Below are 18,405 nucleotides of genomic sequence, written 5' to 3' on the forward strand. Positions count from 1 at the left end.
CCGCCTACAGCTTCATCAGGTTGCTGTCGTCGACCGAGGCGGTGTGCCTGGTCCGGAAGATGCTCACGATGATGGCGAGGCCGACCACGACCTCCGCCGCCGCGACCACCATGGTGAAGAAGGCGATGATCTGGCCGTCCAGGTTGCCGTGCATCCGGGAGAAGGTGACCAGCGCCAGGTTCGAGGCGTTGAGCATCAGCTCGACGCACATGAACAGCACGATCGCGTTCCGCCGGATCAGCACACCGGACGCGCCGATGGTGAACAACAGGGCTGAGAGGTAGAGGTAGTTGACCGGGTTCACGCCTCGTCCTCCTTCTTCTCCTTCGTCGGCACCGTCTCCAGCGCGGCGCGCTGCTCGGGCGTCGCCGGGCGGGCGGAGGACGGGCGGCCCAGCCAGTCGGCGGTGGACTCCTCCAGCTCCGCCATCCGCTGCAGCATCTCCTGGCTGACGTCGCGGATCTGGCCGCGCTCGCGCAGGGTGCCCATCACCGAGTCCTCGGCGACGGTGCCGTCCGGCAGCAGGCCGGGGACGTCCACGGCGTTGTGCCGGGCGTAGACGCCGGGCGCGGGCATCGGCGGCACCTGCAGGTTGTCCCTGACCCGTTGGGCGGCCAGCTCGCGCTGGGTCTTCGGCTTCTGCACGTACTCGCGGTGGGTCAGCACCATCGCGCCGATCGCCGCGGTGATCAGCAGGGCGCCGGTGACCTCGAAGGCCCACACGTACTTGGTGAAGATCAGCCGGGCCAGGCCCTGTACGTTGCCCTCGGCGTTGGCCTCGGCGAGGCCGGTGAAGCTGTGCAGCTTCGCGTTGGCGAGGCCGGCGATCAGCAGCACGCCGAAGCCGAGCCCGCAGAGCACCGCGGCGAACCGCTGGCCCTTGAGCTGCTCCTTCAGCGAGTCCGCGCTGGTGACGCCGACCAGCATGACCACGAACAGGAAGAGCATCATGATCGCGCCGGTGTAGACGACGATCTGCACCACGCCCAGGAACACCGCGCCCTGGGCCATGTAGCAGACCGCGAGCGCCAGCATCGTCGCCGCCAGGCAGAGCGCGCTGTGCACCGCCTTCTTCATCAGCAGCATGCCGAGCGCACCGCCGACGGCGATCACCGCGAGGACCCAGAACTGGACGGCCTCTCCGGTGGAGGTCATGGCTGCACCTCCTTCTCGTCCTGGTGCCGCTCCTGCTGCACGGTGCCGGGCGCGGCCTGGGTGATCTCGCCCCGGTAGTAGGCCTGTTCGTCGGCCCCGGGGTAGATGGCGTGCGGGCTGTCGACCATGCCCTCGGTGAGGCCGACGAGCAGCTGCTCCTTGGTGAAGATCAGGTCGGCCCGGGTGGAGTCGGCGAGCTCGTACTCGTTGGTCATGGTGAGCGCGCGGGTCGGGCAGGCCTCGATGCACAGCCCGCAGAGGATGCAGCGGGCGTAGTTGATCTGGTAGACCGCGCCGTACCGCTCGCCGGGCGAGTAGCGCTCGTCGTCCCGGTTGTCGGCGCCCTCGACGTAGATGGCGTCGGCCGGGCAGGCCCAGGCGCACAGCTCGCAGCCGACGCACTTCTCCAGGCCGTCGGGGTGCCGGTTCAGCTGGTGGCGGCCGTGGAAGCGCGGGGCGGTGGGCTTCTTCTGCTCCGGGTACTGCTCGGTGAGCCGCTTCTTGAACATGGCCTTGAAGGTCACGCCGAAGCCGGCGGCCGGGCCGAGGATCGACGGCCTGGCTGTCGCGTCGTGCCCTGAGGTGTCGTCCGATGACACGTCGGCTCAGCTCCCTTCGGTGTGGTCGGCCCCGTTGAGGGCGTCCTGGAGTTGCGGGGCGCGGCTGCGCCGGCGCGGGACGGGCGGCAGTTCCTGGCCGGGCAGCGGAGGCACCGGGTAGCCGCCGGCCATCGGGTCGAACGCGGCGGGCGGGGCGGGCTCGGCCGCGGCGGGCTTCTTCCGCATCAGGTCCCAGACCAGGGCCAGCAGCAGGACGGCGGCGATCGGGGCGCCGACGTACAGCACCACGTTGGCGAAGTCGTAGCCCTCGTTGCGCAGCGCCCGGACGCTGGCCACCATCACCAGCCAGACCAGCGAGACCGGGATGAGGACCTTCCAGCCCAGCTTCATGAACTGGTCGTAGCGGAGCCGGGGCAGCGTGCCGCGGAGCCAGATGAAGAAGAAGAGCAGCAGCTGGATCTTCACGATGATCCAGAGCATCGGCCACCAGCCGTGGTTGGCGCCCTCCCAGAAGGTCGAGATCGGCCACGGGGCGCGCCAGCCGCCGAGGAAGAGCGTCGAGGCGACGGCCGAGACCGTCACCATGTTGACGTACTCGGCGAGCATGAACATCGCGAACTTCAGCGAGGAGTACTCGGTGTTGAAGCCGCCGACCAGCTCGCCCTCGGCCTCCGGGAGGTCGAACGGCGCCCGGTTGGTCTCGCCGACCATCGCGATGATGTAGACGATGAACGACACCGGCAGCAGCACCGCGAACCAGGTCGGCTGCTGGGAGGCGACGATCTCCGAGGTCGACATCGAGCCCGAGTAGATGAAGACCGCGGCGAAGGACAAGCCCATCGCGATCTCGTAGCTGATCATCTGGGCGGAGGAGCGGATGCCGCCGAGCAGCGGGTAGGTCGAGCCGGAGGACCAGCCGGCCAGCACGATGCCGTAGATGCCCACGGAGGCGGTCGCCAGGATGTAGAGCAGGGCGATCGGCAGGTCGGTGAGCTGCAGCGGGGTGCGGGTGCCGAAGATCGACACCTGGTCGTCGGCCGGCCCGAAGGGGATCACCGCGAAGGCCATGAACGCCGGGATCGCGCTGACGATCGGGGCCAGGATGTAGACCACCTTGTCGGCCCCGGTGACGACCAGGTCCTCCTTGAGGGCCAGCTTCACGCCGTCGGCGAGCGACTGCAGCATGCCCCAGGGGCCGTGTCGGTTGGGGCCGATCCGCAGCTGCATCCAGGCGACGACCTTGCGCTCCCACACGATCGCGATCAGCACGGTGCCGACCAGGAAGGCGAAGACGAAGACCGCCTTGAGCAGCACCAGCCACCAGGGGTCGCGGCCGAAGAAGACGAGCGTGTCGTAGGCGGCGAGCATCTGGGGGGCAGCGAGGGTTCGCATCACGCCTCCTGTGCCGGTGCGATGGTGACCAGGTGGCCGACGGTGGTGCCCAGGGCGCGGTGCGCGCCGCCGGGGGTGGAGTTGAGGGGCAGCCAGACGGTGCGGTCGGGCATGTCCTCGGTGACCTCCAGCGGCAGGACGACCGAGCCGGCCGGGCCGGTGACCCGCAGCGCGGCGGCGGCGCCGATCTCGGCGGCGGTGGCCGCGGAGAGCCGGGCGACGGCCGGGTGCCGGGTGCCGGCGAGGTGCTCGTCGCCCTCCTGGAGGGTGCCGTTGTCGAGCAGCAACCGGTGGCCCGCCAGCACGGCCTGGCCGGTGGCCGGGCGGGGCAGCGGCGCCGGGTGCGCGGAGGGGGCGGCCGGGCGGTCGCCCGTCCACGGGGTGAAGCCGTCGAGCTCGCGGCGGGCCGCGGTGACGTCCGGCAGGCCGAGCGGCCGGCCGAGCGCGTCGGCCAGCATGTGCAGCACCCGCACGTCCGGGTGCAGGTGGCGCTGCATCAGCTGGTCGGCCTTGAGCGCGGGCTCGAACAGCCGGACCCTGCCCTCCCAGTCGAGGAAGGTGCCGGCCTTCTCGGCGACCGCGGCGACCGGCAGCACCACGTCGGCGTGCGCGGTGACGGCGGAGGGCCGCAGCTCCAGCGAGACCACGAACGCGGCCCGGGCGAGCGCCTCCTCGGCGAGTGCCGGGTCGGCGAGGTCCTCGACGCCGACGCCGCCGACCAGCAGCGCGTCCAGGTCGCCGGCCGCGGTGGCGGCGAGGATCTGGTCGGTGTCGCGGCCGAGCCGGGACGGCAGGTCGGGCACGCCCCAGGCGGCGGCGGCCTCGGCGCGGGCGGCGAGCACGGTGACCGGGAGGCCGCCGGGCAGCAGGCCGGGCAGCGCGCCGGCCTCGACGGCGCCGCGCTCACCGGCCCGGCGCGGCACCCAGGCGAGCGAGGCGCCGGTGGCGTGGGCGAGCCGCAGGGCGGCGGTGAGGCCGCCGGCGGTGGTGGCGAGCCGCTCGCCGACCAGGATCACCGAGCCGGGCGAGCGCAGCGCGTCGGCGGCCCGGCCGGCGTCGTCGGCGAGCACCTCGTCGCCGGCGAGGGCGGCCAGCCACTCGGCCTCGGTGCCGGGGGCGGCGGGCAGCAGTGCGCCGCGCAGCTTGCCGAGGCCGCGGGTGGCGTGCGAGGCGATCGCGTAGACGCGCTGGCCCTTGTCGCGGACGGCCTTGCGCAGCCGCAGGAAGACGATCGGCGACTCCTCCTCGGGCTCCAGGCCCGCGAGCAGGACGGCCGGGGCGTCCTCCAGCTGCTGGTAGGTGGGGCCGGTGCCGTCCAGGTCGGTGCCGCGGCCGGCGACGGCGGCGGCCAGGAAGTCCGCCTCCTCGCTGCTGTGCGGGCGGGCCCGGAAGTCCACGTCGTTGGTGCCGAGCACCAGGCGGGCGAACTTGGCGTAGGCGTAGGCGTCCTCGACGGTGGCGCGGCCGCCGGCGAGCACGCCGGTGCGGGCGCCGCGCAGTCCTTCGGCGGCCCGGGCGAGCGCCTCGGGCCAGGAGGCGGGGGCGAGTTCGCCGTCCTCGCCGCGGACCAGCGGGGTGGCGATCCGGTCGCGCTGCTGCGCGTAGCGGAAGGCGAAGCGGCCCTTGTCGCAGCTCCACTCCTCGTTGACCTGCGGTTCCTCGCCGGCGAGTCGGCGCATGACCTTGCCGCGGCGGTGGTCGGTGCGCAGTGAGCAGCCGGACGAGCAGTGCTCGCAGACGCTCGGTGAGGAGACCAGGTCGAAGGGGCGGGAGCGGAAGCGGTAGGCGGCGGAGGTGAGGGCGCCGACCGGGCAGATCTGGATGGTGTTGCCGGAGAAGTAGGAGCGGAAGTCGTCGCCCTCGCCGGTGCCGACCTGCTGGAGGGCGCCGCGTTCGACGAGGTCGATGAAGGGGTCTCCGGCGATCTGCTGGGAGAAGCGGGTGCAGCGGGCGCAGAGCACGCAGCGTTCGCGGTCGAGCAGGACCTGGGTGGAGATCGGGACGGGCTTGGGGTACGTCCGCTTGACGCCGTCGAAGCGGGTGTCGGTGTCGCCGGTGGACATCGCCTGGTTCTGCAGCGGGCACTCGCCGCCCTTGTCGCAGACCGGGCAGTCCAGCGGGTGGTTGATGAGCAGCAGCTCCATCACGCCGCGCTGCGCCTTCTCGGCGACCGGCGAGCTGAGCTGGGTGCGGACGACCATGCCCTCGGCGACGGGGATGGTGCAGGAGGCGACCGGCTTGCGCTGGCCCTCGATCTCGACGATGCACTGGCGGCAGGCGCCGGCCGGGTCGAGCAGCGGGTGGTCGCAGAAGCGCGGGATCTGGGTGCCGATCTGCTCGGCGGCGCGGATGACCAGGGTGCCCTTGGGCACCTGGACCTCGACGCCGTCGATGGTGAGCGTGACGAGGTCGGTGGCCGTGGACGAACCCGCGGCGGAGTCGCCGGTCGTTGCAGTGGTCACGCGTGCACCTCCCTCTCGGTGGCGGACTCGTGGGCGTGGTGCCGGCCTGCCCAGACGGTGGAGGCGGCGGGGTCGAGCGGGCAGCGCCGCTCGGTGAGGTGCTGCTCGTACTCCTCGCGGAAGTACTGGAGCGAGGAGACGATCGGGCTGGCGGCGCCGTCGCCGAGGGCGCAGAAGGACTTGCCGTTGATGTTGTCGGCGATGTCGAGGAGCTTCTCCAGGTCGCCGCTCTCGCCCTGGCCGGCCTCGATCCGCTTGAGCAGCTGGACGAGCCAGTAGGTGCCCTCGCGGCAGGGGGTGCACTTGCCGCAGGACTCGTGGGCGTAGAACTCCGTCCAGCGGGTGACGGCGCGCACCACGCAGGTGGTCTCGTCGAAGACCTGGAGGGCCTTGGTGCCGAGCATGGAGCCGGCGGCGCCGACGCCCTCGTAGTCGAGCGGGACGTCGAGGTGCTGGTCGGTGAACATCGGGGTGGAGGAGCCGCCCGGGGTCCAGAACTTGAGGCGGTGGCCGGCCCGGATGCCGCCGCTGATCTCCAGCAGCTGGCGCAGCGTGATGCCGAGCGGTGCCTCGTACTGGCCGGGGTTGGTGACGTGCCCGGACAGCGAGTAGAGGGTGAAGCCGGGGGACTTCTCGGTGCCGAGGCCCTTGAACCACTCCTTGCCGCGGCTGAGGATCGGCGGCACGGAGGCGATCGACTCGACGTTGTTCACCACGGTCGGGCAGGCGTAGAGGCCGGCGATCGCGGGGAACGGCGGACGGAGCCGGGGCTGGCCGCGGCGGCCCTCCAGGGAGTCGAGGAGGGCGGTCTCCTCGCCGCAGATGTAGGCGCCGGCGCCGGCGTGCACGGTGATGTCGAGGTCGATGCCGGAGCCGAGGACGTCCTTGCCGAGGTAGCCGGCCTCGTAGGCCTCGGCGACGGCGGCCTGCAGCCGGCGCAGCACCGGGACGACCTCGCCGCGCAGGTAGACGAAGGCGTGGCTGCAGCGGATCGCGTAGGAGGCGATCACCATGCCCTCGATCAGCGAGTGCGGGTTGGCGAAGAGCAGCGGGATGTCCTTGCAGGTGCCCGGCTCGGACTCGTCCGCGTTGACGACGAGGTAGTGCGGCTTGCCGTCGTTCTGCGGGATGAACTGCCACTTCATGCCGGTGGGGAAGCCGGCGCCGCCGCGGCCGCGCAGTCCGGCGTCCTTGACGAGGGCGATGACGTCGTCGGGCGGCATGGCGAGGGCGTTGCGCAGGCCGGTGTAGCCGTCGTGGCGGAGGTAGGTCTCCAGCGTCCACGGGCGGTCGTCGTCCCAGCTGGCGGAGAGGACCGGCGTCAGGAGCTTCTCGGCCGGTTCGGCGGAGGTCATCACGCTTCGGTCCCTTCGTGGCGGGGGGCGACCACCTTGGTGCCCGGGGTGCCGGGCAGGGCCTCGCCCTTGGCGAGCTTGAGGCCCGCGAGGGAGGGGGTGCCGCCGGCGCCGGACTCGTCGACGGCGCCGGGGCGCTCGTCGGGGAAGCCGGCGAGGATGCGGGCGGTCTCCTTGAAGGAGCAGAGCTTGGCGCCGCGGGTGGGGTGGACCTCCCGGCCGGCGCGCAGGTCGTCGACGAGCTGCTTGGTGCTCTCGGGGGTCTGGTTGTCGAAGAACTCCCAGTTGACCATCACCACGGGGGCGTAGTCGCAGGCGGCGTTGCACTCGATGTGCTCGATGGAGATCTTGCCGTCGTCGGTGGTCTGGTTGTTCTCGATGCCGAGGTGCTGCTTGAGCTCGTCGAAGATCTGGTCGCCGCCGAGGACGGCGCACAGGGTGTTGGTGCAGACGCCGACGTGGTGCTCGCCGGCCGGCCGGCGGCGGTACATGGTGTAGAAGGTGGCGACCGCGGTGACCTCCGCGGTGGTGAGGTCGAGCTGTTCGGCGCAGAAGCGGATGCCCGTCGGGGTGACGCAGCCCTCCTCGGCCTGGACGAGGTGGAGCAGCGGCAGCAGCGCGGAGCGGGCGACCGGGTAGCGGCCGATCAGTTCGCGGGCGTCGGCGGCGAGCCGCTCGTGGACGTCCTGCGGGTACGGCTTGGCCGGCAGTGCCGGCAGTCCGAGTTCGACGTTGGTCACCGGTCCACGCCTCCCATCACCGGGTCGATCCCGGCCACCGCGACGATGACGTCGGCGACCTGGCCGCCCTCGCACATCGCCGCCATCGTCTGCAGGTTGGTGAACGAGGGGTCGCGGAAGTGGACCCGGTAGGGCCGGGTGCCTCCGTCGCTGACCACGTGCACCCCGAGTTCGCCCTTGGCCGACTCGACGGCCGCGTAGGCCTGGCCGACGGGCACCCGGAAGCCCTCGGTGACCAGCTTGAAGTGGTGGATCAGGGCCTCCATCGAGGTGCCCATGATCTTCCGGATGTGGTCGAGGGAGTTGCCCATGCCGTCGGGGCCGACGGCGAGCTGGGCGGGCCAGGCGATCTTCTTGTCGCCGACCATGACCGGGCCGGGCTTCAGCCGGTCGAGGCACTGCTCGACGATCCGCAGGGACTGCTTCATCTCCTCCAGCCGGATCAGGAACCGGCCGTAGGAGTCCGCGGTGTCGGCGGTGGCGACCTCGAAGTCGTAGTCCTCGTAGCCGCAGTAGGGGTCGGTCTTGCGCAGGTCGTGCGGCAGGCCGGTGGCGCGCAGGATCGGGCCGGTGGCGCCGAGGGCGAGGCAGCCGGCCAGGTCGAGGTGGCCGACGTCGACCAGGCGGGCCTTGAACACCGGGTTGGTGGTGGCGAGTTTGTCGTACTCGTGCATCCGGGAGCGGAACAGCGCGACCGCCTCGCGGATCTTGTCGACGGCGCCGGGCGGGAGGTCCTGGGCGAGGCCGCCGGGGCGGATGTAGGCGTGGTTCATCCGCAGGCCGGTGACCAGCTCGAAGACGTCCAGGATGAGTTCGCGGTCGCGGAAGCCGTAGATCATCAGCGTGGTGGAGCCGATCTCCATGCCGCCGGTGGCGAGCGCCACGAGGTGCGAGGAGATGCGGTTGAGCTCCATCATGAGGACACGGATTACGTTGGCGCGGTCGGGGACGTCGTCGGTGATGCCGAGCAGCTTCTCGACGGCCAGGCAGTAGGCGGTCTCGTTGAACAGCGGCGTCAGGTAGTCCATGCGGGTCACGAAGGTGGTGCCCTGGACCCAGGTCCTGAACTCCATGTTCTTCTCGATGCCGGTGTGGAGGTAGCCGATGCCGCAGCGGGCCTCCGTCACCGTCTCGCCGTCGATCTCCAGGATCAGCCGCAGCACGCCGTGGGTGGACGGGTGCTGGGGGCCCATGTTGACGATGATCCGCTCGTCGTCGGCGCGGGCGACGGCCTCGACGACCTCGCCCCAGTCGCCGCCGGTGACGGTGAAGACGCGCCCTTCGGTGGTCTCGCGGGCGCCGGCCTCTTCGTAGTGGTGAGTGGTCATCAGCTGTACGACCTCCGCTGGTCGGGCGCCGGGATCTGGGCGCCCTTGTACTCGACGGGGATGCCGCCGAGCGGGTAGTCCTTGCGCTGCGGGTGGCCCAGCCAGTCGTCCGGCATCATGATCCGGGTGAGGGCGGGGTGGCCGTCGAAGACCAGGCCGAAGAAGTCGTAGGTCTCGCGCTCGTGCCAGTCGTTGGTCGGGTAGACGCTGACGACGGACGGGATGTGCGGGTCGGTGTCCGGTGCGGTGACCTCCAGCCGGATCAGCCGGGTGTGGGTGATCGACCGCAGGTGGTAGACGGCGTGCAGCTCGCGGCCCTTGTCGGCCGGGTAGTGGACGCCGCTCACGCCGAGGCAGAGCTCGAAGCGGAGCGCCGGGTCGTCGCGCAGGGTGCGGGCGGTCTTCAGCAGGTGCTCGCGGGCGACGTGGAAGGTGAGTTCGCCGCGGTCGACGACGGTCTTCTCGAGCACCTCGGCCACGTCGAGGCCCTGCTCCTCCAGGGCGCCCTCGAACTCGTCGGCGACCTCGTCGAACCAGCCGCCGTAGGGGCGGGTGCTCGCGGGCGGCAGCACGACGGGGCGGGTGAGGCCGCCGAAGCCGGAGGTGTCGCCGGTGTCCTGGGCGCCGAACATGCCCTGGCGCTTGCCGATCACCTCGACGGGGATCTCCTTGCGGGTGGCGGGCACGCCGTTCTGCTCGGTCATCGCAGCAGCCCCCGCATCTCGCTGACCGGGGTGGCCTGCAGCGCGGCCTGCTCGGCCTGCTCCTCGGCGCGGCGGCGGTTCACGCCGAGCTTCTCGTGCTGGATCTTCTCGTGCAGCTTGAGGATCGCGTCCATCAGCATCTCCGGGCGGGGCGGGCAGCCCGGCAGGTAGATGTCGACCGGGACGATGTGGTCCACGCCCTGGACGATCGCGTAGTTGTTGAACATGCCGCCGGAGGAGGCGCACACGCCCATCGAGATGACCCACTTCGGGTTGGCCATCTGGTCGTAGACCTGGCGCAGCACCGGGGCCATCTTCTGGCTGACCCGGCCGGCCACGATCATCAGGTCGGCCTGCCGCGGGGAGCCGCGGAACACCTCCATGCCGAACCGGGCCAGGTCGTAGCGGCCGGCGCCGGTCGTCATCATCTCGATCGCGCAGCAGGCCAGGCCGAAGGTGGCGGGGAAGAGCGACGCCTTCCGCACCCACCCTGCGGCGGTCTCCACGCTGGTGAGCAGGAAGCCGCTCGGCAGCTTCTCCTCGATACCCATCAGATCCCTCTCAATGCCTTCGAGTCCGGTGGCTTGTCCGCCCGTTCACAAAGTCAGCGGTCAGTCCCACTCCAGACCGCCGCGGCGCCAGACGTAGGCGTACGCGACGAAGACGGTGGCGATGAACAGGAGCATCTCGACCAGCCCGAAGATCCCGAGGGCGTCGAAGCTGACCGCCCACGGGTAGAGGAAGACGATCTCGATGTCGAAGACGATGAAGAGCATCGCCGTCAGGTAGTACTTGATCGGGAACCGCCCGCCGCCCACCGGCTGCGGGGTCGGCTCGATACCGCACTCGTACGCCTCCAACTTGGCCCGGTTGTAGCGCTTCGGGCCGGTCAGCGAGGCCATCACGACGGAGCCGACCGCGAACGCCGCCGCGATGGCACCGAGTACGAGGATCGGCGCGTAGGCATTCATAGCCCCCGCTCCCTCCGTCCAGTCGTCCTTGACTGCAGATAGGAACTGCCGGGTCACGCTGGGGTGATCCGGTGATCCGAACCATGAGATCAATCCCATGTGAGGCAGTTCACAAAGCCCGGATCGAGCGCATCCTATGCCCGTCGGCTTGTGATCTGCGACACGCGGTTCTGAACGATCTTTGTGATCTGCGCCACCTCGCAAACGACCACCAACCGACCGAAGCCACGACCCATCCACGCAATGAAGGCAAATGGTCACAAACAGTCGCATTCACTTCTGAAGCGACTGGTCAGAGGCTTGCGCCTATATCAATCATGCTGCCGCCGGAGCAAATTTCTGAGCACTCCGTCGGGCGTGATATAGGCACCTCACCCGCCCGGGTGCGGGGGCGGTGCGGTCGATTGACCTTTCTTTCACAAGCTCACGAATGCCCGCCGCGCACCCGTTCAGCGGCTGGCCGCCCGCCCCGCCGCCCGCCACCCTTGGTCCATGCCCCTCCCCCGGTACGGCGTGGCCGCCGGCACCTTCCACGGCTTCACCCGCGACCCCTCGCACGACTTCGGCCACTGGTACCACGGCCACCTCACCCTGACGACGCCCGAAGGCCCGTACCACGCGGCCCTCGACGTGGACTCGCCGGACGACAACGGGGTCGCCTACCGGGTCGTGGACGGCCTCACCACCGCCGACGTCGCGGCCGTCCGCGCCCTGCCCGACGGTTTCCACCCGCTCGCCTCCACCCCGGCCTCCGGCGCCCTCGACTACGTGCGCAGCCCGCGGCTGCAGGACGCCGCCTGGCTCGCCGCCCCCGCCGCACTCGCCCGCCGGCTGCGACGGCTCGTCGCCCGCCCCGCCCCCGGGGCCGCCGCCTTCGGCCCCGACCTCCTCGACCGGCTCGCCGGACCGCTGCCCGGGCGGACCTTCCCCTGGGTGCCCAGCGACGGCGACAACGCGCTCGACGTGCTGCAGCCGTACCTCCGCGCGGCGAACCGGATCTACGTCTTCGGGCAGCGCTTCGACGGCGGCGCGGGCGGGCCCGGCGTGCACGACGTCCACCTGAACCAGGGCGACCCGTACGGCAGTCAGTGGTGGCCCGACAACGGCACCTGGCAGGACGGCGCCGTGGTCTGCGAACACCCCTCCGGCACGGTCGCGGTCTGGCAGATCAAGTTCGACACCCAGGTCCTCACCACCGACGACGCCGGGCACCCCCGCTGAGGCCCTGCCCGGGGCGGCCGGGCTCCCGTACGGTGGAGGACCGTCCGTCCACCGCCGCACAGGAGCCGCCCGCATGGAGACCAGCAGCTGGGACAGCATCGACCGCCTGGTGGGGTGGCTGGACGGGGCGAGCACGCTGCCCGCCGGGGAGGAGAGGCTGCTGCGGCTGCTCAAGCTCACCGAGGAGGTCGGCGAGGTGGGGCAGGCGGTGATCGGCGCGACCGGGCAGAACCCGCGCAAGGGCGTCACGCACGGCTGGGAGGACGTCCAGGCCGAACTGTGCGACGTGGTGGTCAGCGCCCTGGTCGCCCTGCGCACCCTCACCCCGGACGCCCGCACCGTCTTCGAGGACCGCCTCGCCCGCATCGAGGCCCGCTCCCTGGCGGTTCACCAGGAGGGCTGACGCAGCACGCCGGGGGCGCGGGGGGGGTTACCCGCCGGTGAGGCGGAAGGCGGTGCGGCCGAAGCCGACCTGGTCGCCCGGGGAGACCCGGACCGGGCCGGTCACCCGGCGGCCGTTGACGAAGGTGCCGTTGGCCGATCCGAGGTCGTGCAGCACCCAGCCGCCGTCCTGGTAGCGGAGTTCGGCGTGGGTGCGGGACACGGTCGAGTCCGACAGCCGCAGGCCGCTGCCGTGGTTGCGGCCGATCAGCAGCGGCTGCGGTCCGGGCTGCGGCAGGCCGAGTTCGGGCAGCTGCTGGTTGCGCCAGGTGCGCCGCAGCCGGACGTGGAAGGCGGAGACGCCGCCGACCGCGCGCAGCACGATGCGGGAGACCGGCCCGCCGGTGGGCAGGCCGGCCAGTGCCTGGTCGATCTCGGCGCGGGTGCGGGCGACCAGCACCAGCTCCATCCGCCGCATGAAGGTGTCGTGGGACAGCCGACCGTTGCCGACCCCGTCGCGCAGCGCTCCGAGCGCCCGCTCGCGGTCGGCCTCGGACGGCCGGGCCACCTCTGCCCCGAACTCTGCTGACGCCATGGAAGGGATTGTCCGACCAGCAGAAGTTCCCTGTCCAGCGGCGCTGCGCGGCCGGGCCGTCAGGCGCGGGGCGCGACCTTGGTGAGGCCGTTGATGATGCGGTCCATGGCGTCGCCGCCCTGCGGGTCCGTCAGGTTGGCGAGCAGCTTCAGCAGGAACTTCATCAGGACGGGGTGGGTGAGGCCGCGTTCGGCCGCGGTCTGCATGATCTTCGGGTGGCCGAGCAGCTTCACGAAGACCCGGCCCATCGAGTAGTAGCCGCCGTAGACCTCCTTGAGGATCTGCGGGTAGCGCTGCAGGGCGCGCTCGCGGCCGGCGTCGGTGACCCGGGCCGTCGCCTGCACGATGACGCCCGCGGCGATCTGGCCGGACTCCATGGCGTAGGCGATGCCCTCGCCGTTGAACGGGTTGACCATGCCGGCGGCGTCGCCGACCAGCAGCAGTCCGCGGGTGTAGTGCGGCTGCCGGTTGAAGGCCATCGGCAGGGCGGCGCCGCGGATCGGGTCGGTCATGTTCTCGGGGGTGTAGCCCCACTCCTCGGGCATGCTCGCGCACCAGCTCTTCAGCACCTCGCGCCAGTTGAGGTCGCCGAAGGCGGGCGAGGAGTCGAGGATGCCGAGGCCGACGTTGCTGGTGCCGTCGCCCATGCCGAAGATCCAGCCGTAGCCGGGCAGCAGCTTGCGCTGGCCGTGCCGGGTGTCCCAGAGCTCCAGCCAGGACTCCAGGTAGTCGTCGTCGTGCCGGGGCGAGGTGAAGTACGTCCGGTAGGCGACGCCCATCGGGCGGTCCTCGCGGCGGTGCAGGCCCATCGCGACCGACAGCCGGGTGGAGTTGCCGTCCGCGGCGACGACCAGCGGGGCGCGGAAGACGACCGGGCGCTTCTCGTCGCCGAGCTTGGCGGTGACGCCGGTGATCCGGCCGGTGCGCTCGTCCAGCACCGGGCCGGTGACGTTGCAGCTCTCGTACAGCCGGGCGCCGGCCTTGGAGGCCTGACGGGCCAGCAGCTCGTCGAAGTCGGCGCGCTTGCGGACGAGGCCGTAGTCCGGGAAGGCGGAGAGCTCCGGCCAGTCGAGCTCCAGCCGGACGCCGCCGCCGATGATCCGCAGGCCCTTGTTGTGCAGCCAGCCGTTCCCGGTGGAGACGTCGATGCCCATGTCGACGAGCTGCTTGGTGGCGCGCGGGGTCAGGCCGTCGCCGCAGACCTTCTCCCGCGGGAACTCGGTCTTCTCCAGCAGCAGGACGTCCAGTCCGGCCTGCGCCAGGTAGTACGCGGTGGTGGAGCCGGCCGGGCCCGCGCCGACCACGATGACGTCGGCGGTGGCCTCGACGGTGCCGCTCAGGTCGATGGCGGTGTCGGACACGGGGCACACTCCTGCACTGGGACGGCTGACTGCAAGTGAGTGTAGCCAGGGCTTATGCGCGGAAACCCCGGTGCAGGGCCACGATGCCGCCGGTGAGGTTGCGCCAGGCGACCTTCGACCAGCCGGCCTGCTGCAGCTTGGCGGCCAGCTCGGGCTGGTCGGGCCAGGAGCGGATGGACTCGGCGAGGTAGACGTAGGCGTCCGGGTTGCTGCTGACGGCGGAGGCGACCGGCGGCAGGGCGCGCATCAGGTACTCGGTGTAGACCGTGCGGAACGGCGTCCAGGTCGGCGTGGAGAACTCGCAGATGACGATCTTTCCGCCGGGCTTGGTGACCCGGTGCATCTCGCGCAGCGCCGCGTCGGTGTCCTGCACGTTGCGCAGCGCGAAGGAGATGGTGACGGCGTCGAAGGTGGCGTCGGCGAAGGGCAGCTTGGTCGCGTCGCCCGCGGTCATCGCCAGCTCCGGGTGGCGCTGCTTGCCCTCGGCGAGCATGCCGGTGGAGAAGTCGCAGGGCACCACCTTGGCGTCGGCCTCGGCGAACGGCAGCGAGGAGGTGCCGGTGCCGGCCCCCAGGTCGAGGACCAGCTGGCCGGGCTCGGCCGCGACCGCGTCGGCGACCGCCCGCCGCCAGGCCCGGGCCTGGCCGAGCGAGAGCACGTCGTTCGTGCGGTCGTACTTGGCCGCGACGTCGTCGAACATGGCGGCGACTTCGTGGGGCTGCTTGTCCAGGGAGGCTCGGGTCACGCCCCCATTGTTCACCCTGGTGGCACCTGCCCGGGCAACGGGTGCACGTCGGAGTGCCGTGCCCCCGGCGGCGGCCGGGTGCTTCGCGGCGGAACGGACCGGCACGAGGGCCCGCCGGGTGCCGTCGGCGCCCCCGGGGTCACCCCTGGGGCCGGCCCCGGCGGCCGCCCTTGCGGCGGCGGCGGGACCGCTTGCCGTGGGTGAGGGCGGGCATGCCCTCGGCGGCCAGCACCACGGTGGTGCGGACCCGGGCGCCGCCCTCCCGGGCCGGGCGGGTGCGGCGGTGGCGCAGGATGCGGACCAGGCACAGGCCGAGGAGGAGCAGGGCGACCGGCACGCTGGTGCGGGCCAGGGTGATGCCGACCGGCTGCGGGTAGCGGTTGCCGCAGACCCGGACGGCGGCCGGGTCGTCCGCGGCGTGCTCCAGGCAGACCGGGTCGCCGACCACGGCGCCCTCCGGCAGCCACAGGTCGGCGGCGCTGAGGCGGCGGCCCTCGGCGGTGTAGACGACCTCGCTGTAGCTGCCGCTGCCGCCGGGCAGCTGGGTGACGATGCCCTGGACGCGGACGGGGTTGGCGGTGATCCGGTCGGCCTGGTCGGCCTGCCGCCAGCCGAGCAGGCACATGCCGAGGGCGAGCACGGCGCTCAGCACGGCCCCGAGGTACCAGCCGCGGCCCAGCCGGGGGGCTGGCTGGTGGGGGGCGGTGGCGGGTCGCATCGGTCCTGTCCTGGCGGCCGGGGCCGGTGGGGGCCCGGTGGTGAGGGGTGCCCCCCGGGACGGTGCCTGAGGGGCTGTCCGGGATCGTAGCCGCTGGCGGTGCCTCAGGTCACGGCAGGATGTGTGCGGTTTGTGCGACCTTTGCCGGGGCGTGGCACCGCGGGAGGAGCGGCGGCGCGTCAGCGGCCGCGGTAGAGCAGCCGTCCGCCGAGCACGGTGGCCAGGCAGCAGCCGGCGCCGGAGCGTTCCAGTTCGGCGGCCGAGCCGGCGGCGAAGACGGCGAGGGCGGCCGGGCCGCCCGCCCGCAGCGGGCGGTGGACGGCCTCGGCGAGGCTGCGGCCGGCGAGCGGGTCGAGCCCGCCGTCGGCGCCGTCGCCGGGGACTGCGGCCAGCCCGGAGCGGGCCACCGCGGTGCGCACGGCGGGGTGGGCGAAGGGCCCGGCGACGGCGGTGGTGCCGTGGCCGAGCATCCGCTGCAGGCCGCGCCGGGCGGAGCCGCCGCGCCGTTCGTCGGACACGTCGAGGACGAGCGGCTCCGCACCGAGCTCCTCGCGCGGGTCCGGGTGGTAGCGCCGCTCCAGCTGGCAGGCCCCGTAGGGGTTGAGCAGGCCGGGCACGAGCAGGCCCGGCCACTCGCGCTGCCGGGCGTCGGCGTCCGGCCGGCCGGCGTAGGGGCCGACCCAGGCGACCAGGGCGCCGTCGACCAGCACCGCGCCGTCGGCGGTCACCGGGGCCGCGGGGGCGGCCGGGTCGGCGATCAGCAGGGCGGCGCGGTGCAGGGTCAGCATCAGTTGGCCGAGAGGATCTTCAGCTCGGGGTGGGCGGTGCCGCCCTCGATCGCGGTGGAGGCGATGTGCGAGGCGACCCGGGGGTCGACCGGGTCGTTCGCCGGGTCGTCGAGCACGCGCAGGTGCTGGTAGGTGGTGGAGCGCTGCGCGGGGGTGCGGCCGGCCGCCCGGATGAGGTGGATCAGCTCGGTGAGGTTGGAGCGGTGCTTGGCGCCGGCCGCGGAGACGACGTTCTCCTCCAGCATCACGGAGCCGAGGTCGTCGGCGCCGTAGTGCAGCGAGAGCTGGCCGGCCTCCTTGCCGGTGGTGAGCCAGGAGCCCTGGATGTGGGCGACGTTGTCGAGGAAGAGCCGGGCGACGGCGATCATCCGCAGGTACTCGAAGACGGTGGCCTGGGTGCGGCCCTTCAAGTGGTTGTTCTGCGGCTGGTAGGTGTACGGGATGAAGGCGCGGAAGCCTCCGGTGCGGTCCTGCACGTCGCGGATCATCCGCAGGTGCTCGATGCGCTCGGCGTTGGTCTCGCCGGTGCCCATCAGCATGGTGGAGGTGGACTCCACGCCGAGGCCGTGCGCGGCCTCCATGATCTCCAGCCAGCGCTCGCCGGACTCCTTGAGCGGGGCGATCGCCTTGCGGGGGCGCTCCGGCAGCAGTTCGGCGCCGGCGCCGGCGAAGGAGTCCAGGCCCGCCCGGTGGATCCGGGTGATGGCCTCCTCGATCGTCACTCCGGAGATCCGGGCCATGTGCTCGACCTCGGAGGCGCCCAGCGAGTGGATGACCAGCTCGGGGAACTCGCCCTTGATCGCCGAGAAGGCCCGCTCGTAGTACTCCACGCCGTAGTCCGGGTGGTGGCCGCCCTGGAACATGATCTGGGTGCCGCCCAGCTCGACCGTCTCCGCGCAGCGGCGCAGGATCTCGTCGAGGTCGCGCGACCAGCCCTTGTCGCTCTTCGGCGGGACGTAGAACGCGCAGAACTTGCAGGCCGTCACGCAGACGTTGGTGTAGTTGATGTTCCGTTCGATGATGTACGTCGCGATGTGCTCGACGCCGGCGTAGCGGCGGCGGCGCACGGCGTCCGCGGCGGCACCGAGGGCGTGCAGCGGCGCGGAGCGGTAGAGCTCCAGCGCCTCCTCGGGGGTGATCCGGCCGCCCGCGGCCGCACGGTCCAGGACGGCCTGCAGGTCGGCGGCGGGGGAGTCGAGGGTCTGCTCGGACACCTTGCGGGCCTACTTTCTTTCCAACGGCGGGCTGTCCGACGGCGGCACCGGCGGGCGGCGGGGCGTCTCCGAGGCAGGAGGGCGCCCGGACGGCAGGACCGAACCAGCCTACGCCAGCCCTTTTCTGCGGCCCGTCACCCCTGCTTGGCCAGGTCGCCGGAGGGGTCCATGCCGAGCGGCGCGCCGCTCACCTGCAGGTGCAGCGAACCGCCGCCCGCCGGGGTGTAGGTCTGCTTCTCGGGTTCGCCGGTGCACCGGGGGTCGTTGCCCACCGGGCGCTCCTGCAGCTCGATCCGGTCGGCGGAGGCCGTGAGCAGGGTGAGTTCGCCGCGGCAGACGGTGTCGCTGAAGGCGGACGCGTTGCTGGTACGGCCGACCACCTCGCCGACCTTGCCCCGGCCGAGCTCGACCCGGAAGGTGCTGGGCAGGCCGCCGACGCGGGTGGTGATGGTGCCCTGCCAGGTCCCGAGGTAGCCGGCCGGGAGGGTGCCGGAGCCGGTGGCCCAGGCGGCCGGGGAGGACGGCGCCCCGGCCGGGGAGGACGGCTGCCCGCCGGAGGCCCCGCTCGCGCCGCCGGTGCCGGCGGGTCTGCTGGTGGCGGCGTCCTGGCTGCCGCGGTCCGGCTCCCCGGAGCCGGGCAGCGCCGCCCACAGGCCGCCGCCCGCGGCGAGCACCGCCAGCACGACGAGCGGCACCGCCCAGCGGCGGCGCGGGC

Annotated in this window: 19 protein-coding genes and 1 pseudogene; 2 read left to right on the plus strand and 18 right to left on the minus strand. The window is 72.2% G+C overall.

Translation table 11 applies throughout. The annotated features are described in order from the left end of the window. Positions 1–4 precede the first annotated feature (4 nt). From nuoK to ABD353_RS27690, 11 genes are read right to left on the minus strand one after another with little or no spacing between them, the layout of a single operon-like run. Complete coding sequence (gene nuoK / locus ABD353_RS27640) at positions 5–304, minus strand: NADH-quinone oxidoreductase subunit NuoK (RefSeq protein ID WP_030268988.1); 300 nt, start codon at positions 302–304, stop codon at positions 5–7. Beyond that, positions 301–1,155, minus strand: a complete 855-nt coding sequence (locus tag ABD353_RS27645; RefSeq protein WP_344626403.1) for an NADH-quinone oxidoreductase subunit J — start codon at positions 1,153–1,155, stop codon at positions 301–303. Before ABD353_RS27645 ends, nuoK begins: the two co-directional genes overlap by 4 nt. Next, on the minus strand, positions 1,152–1,754 hold the full coding sequence (gene nuoI / locus ABD353_RS27650; protein ID WP_344626404.1) for an NADH-quinone oxidoreductase subunit NuoI: 603 nt from the start codon (positions 1,752–1,754) through the stop codon (positions 1,152–1,154). Before nuoI ends, ABD353_RS27645 begins: the two co-directional genes overlap by 4 nt. A gap of 6 nt (positions 1,755–1,760) precedes the next feature. Then, the gene (gene nuoH, locus ABD353_RS27655; RefSeq protein WP_344626405.1) at positions 1,761–3,107 is read right to left on the minus strand and encodes an NADH-quinone oxidoreductase subunit NuoH; all 1,347 of its coding nucleotides are present in this window, start codon (positions 3,105–3,107) and stop codon (positions 1,761–1,763) included. Next, positions 3,107–5,569, minus strand: coding sequence for an NADH-quinone oxidoreductase subunit G (locus tag ABD353_RS27660; protein ID WP_344626406.1), 2,463 nt, complete (start codon positions 5,567–5,569; stop codon positions 3,107–3,109). Before ABD353_RS27660 ends, nuoH begins: the two co-directional genes overlap by 1 nt. Next, positions 5,566–6,924: an NADH-quinone oxidoreductase subunit NuoF gene (gene nuoF / locus ABD353_RS27665; RefSeq protein ID WP_344626407.1), complete on the minus strand. Its 1,359-nt coding sequence runs from the start codon at positions 6,922–6,924 to the stop codon at positions 5,566–5,568. The genes ABD353_RS27660 and nuoF overlap by 4 nt, the downstream gene beginning before the upstream one ends. After that, entirely contained in the window at positions 6,924–7,643 is a 720-nt protein-coding gene (gene nuoE, locus ABD353_RS27670) for an NADH-quinone oxidoreductase subunit NuoE (RefSeq protein ID WP_425555263.1), read from the minus strand. The genes nuoF and nuoE overlap by 1 nt, the downstream gene beginning before the upstream one ends. A 17-nt stretch (positions 7,644–7,660) precedes the next feature. After that, positions 7,661–8,992 carry an NADH-quinone oxidoreductase subunit D gene (locus ABD353_RS27675; protein ID WP_344626409.1) on the minus strand — a complete coding sequence of 444 codons (1,332 nt, stop codon included), beginning with the start codon at positions 8,990–8,992 and terminating at the stop codon, positions 7,661–7,663. Beyond that, entirely contained in the window at positions 8,992–9,696 is a 705-nt protein-coding gene (locus ABD353_RS27680) for an NADH-quinone oxidoreductase subunit C (protein ID WP_344626410.1), read from the minus strand. The genes ABD353_RS27675 and ABD353_RS27680 overlap by 1 nt, the downstream gene beginning before the upstream one ends. Beyond that, positions 9,693–10,247: a NuoB/complex I 20 kDa subunit family protein gene (locus ABD353_RS27685; protein WP_344626411.1), complete on the minus strand. Its 555-nt coding sequence runs from the start codon at positions 10,245–10,247 to the stop codon at positions 9,693–9,695. The genes ABD353_RS27680 and ABD353_RS27685 overlap by 4 nt, the downstream gene beginning before the upstream one ends. Before the next feature lie 60 nt (positions 10,248–10,307). Beyond that, on the minus strand, positions 10,308–10,667 hold the full coding sequence (locus tag ABD353_RS27690) for an NADH-quinone oxidoreductase subunit A (protein ID WP_014137597.1): 360 nt from the start codon (positions 10,665–10,667) through the stop codon (positions 10,308–10,310). Positions 10,668–11,159: 492 nt separating this feature from the next. Here ABD353_RS27690 and ABD353_RS27695 point away from each other — a divergent pair, with 492 nt between their 5' ends. Beyond that, positions 11,160–11,888, plus strand: a complete 729-nt coding sequence (locus ABD353_RS27695; protein ID WP_344626412.1) for a DUF2278 family protein — start codon at positions 11,160–11,162, stop codon at positions 11,886–11,888. A gap of 73 nt (positions 11,889–11,961) precedes the next feature. Further along, positions 11,962–12,291: a MazG-like family protein gene (locus tag ABD353_RS27700; RefSeq protein WP_344626413.1), complete on the plus strand. Its 330-nt coding sequence runs from the start codon at positions 11,962–11,964 to the stop codon at positions 12,289–12,291. Positions 12,292–12,318: 27 nt separating this feature from the next. On the opposite strand, the gene ABD353_RS27705 is transcribed toward ABD353_RS27700, so the two are convergent. The 7 genes and pseudogenes from ABD353_RS27705 to ABD353_RS27735 all read right to left on the minus strand — a co-directional run. Beyond that, positions 12,319–12,864, minus strand: coding sequence for an FHA domain-containing protein (locus ABD353_RS27705; RefSeq protein ID WP_344626414.1), 546 nt, complete (start codon positions 12,862–12,864; stop codon positions 12,319–12,321). A 59-nt stretch (positions 12,865–12,923) separates the two neighbouring features. Further along, entirely contained in the window at positions 12,924–14,204 is a 1,281-nt protein-coding gene (locus tag ABD353_RS27710) for a geranylgeranyl reductase family protein (protein ID WP_344626420.1), read from the minus strand. Positions 14,205–14,277: 73 nt separating this feature from the next. Continuing rightward, entirely contained in the window at positions 14,278–14,970 is a 693-nt protein-coding gene (locus tag ABD353_RS27715; RefSeq protein ID WP_344626415.1) for a demethylmenaquinone methyltransferase, read from the minus strand. A gap of 139 nt (positions 14,971–15,109) precedes the next feature. Next, positions 15,110–15,688 carry a hypothetical protein gene (locus tag ABD353_RS27720; protein ID WP_344626416.1) on the minus strand — a complete coding sequence of 193 codons (579 nt, stop codon included), beginning with the start codon at positions 15,686–15,688 and terminating at the stop codon, positions 15,110–15,112. A 179-nt stretch (positions 15,689–15,867) separates the two neighbouring features. Beyond that, positions 15,868–16,476 carry a hypothetical protein gene (locus ABD353_RS27725; protein WP_344626417.1) on the minus strand — a complete coding sequence of 203 codons (609 nt, stop codon included), beginning with the start codon at positions 16,474–16,476 and terminating at the stop codon, positions 15,868–15,870. Next, a complete protein-coding gene (gene mqnC, locus ABD353_RS27730) occupies positions 16,476–17,690 on the minus strand; it encodes a cyclic dehypoxanthinyl futalosine synthase (RefSeq protein ID WP_344626418.1) in 1,215 nt (404 codons plus the stop codon). Before mqnC ends, ABD353_RS27725 begins: the two co-directional genes overlap by 1 nt. A gap of 134 nt (positions 17,691–17,824) precedes the next feature. Beyond that, positions 17,825–18,405, minus strand: a pseudogene (locus tag ABD353_RS27735) (hypothetical protein); the annotation flags it as partial.

The sequence above is a fragment of the Kitasatospora arboriphila genome (genome assembly GCF_039528095.1).
Taxonomy (GTDB): Bacteria; Actinomycetota; Actinomycetes; order Streptomycetales; family Streptomycetaceae; genus Kitasatospora; species Kitasatospora arboriphila.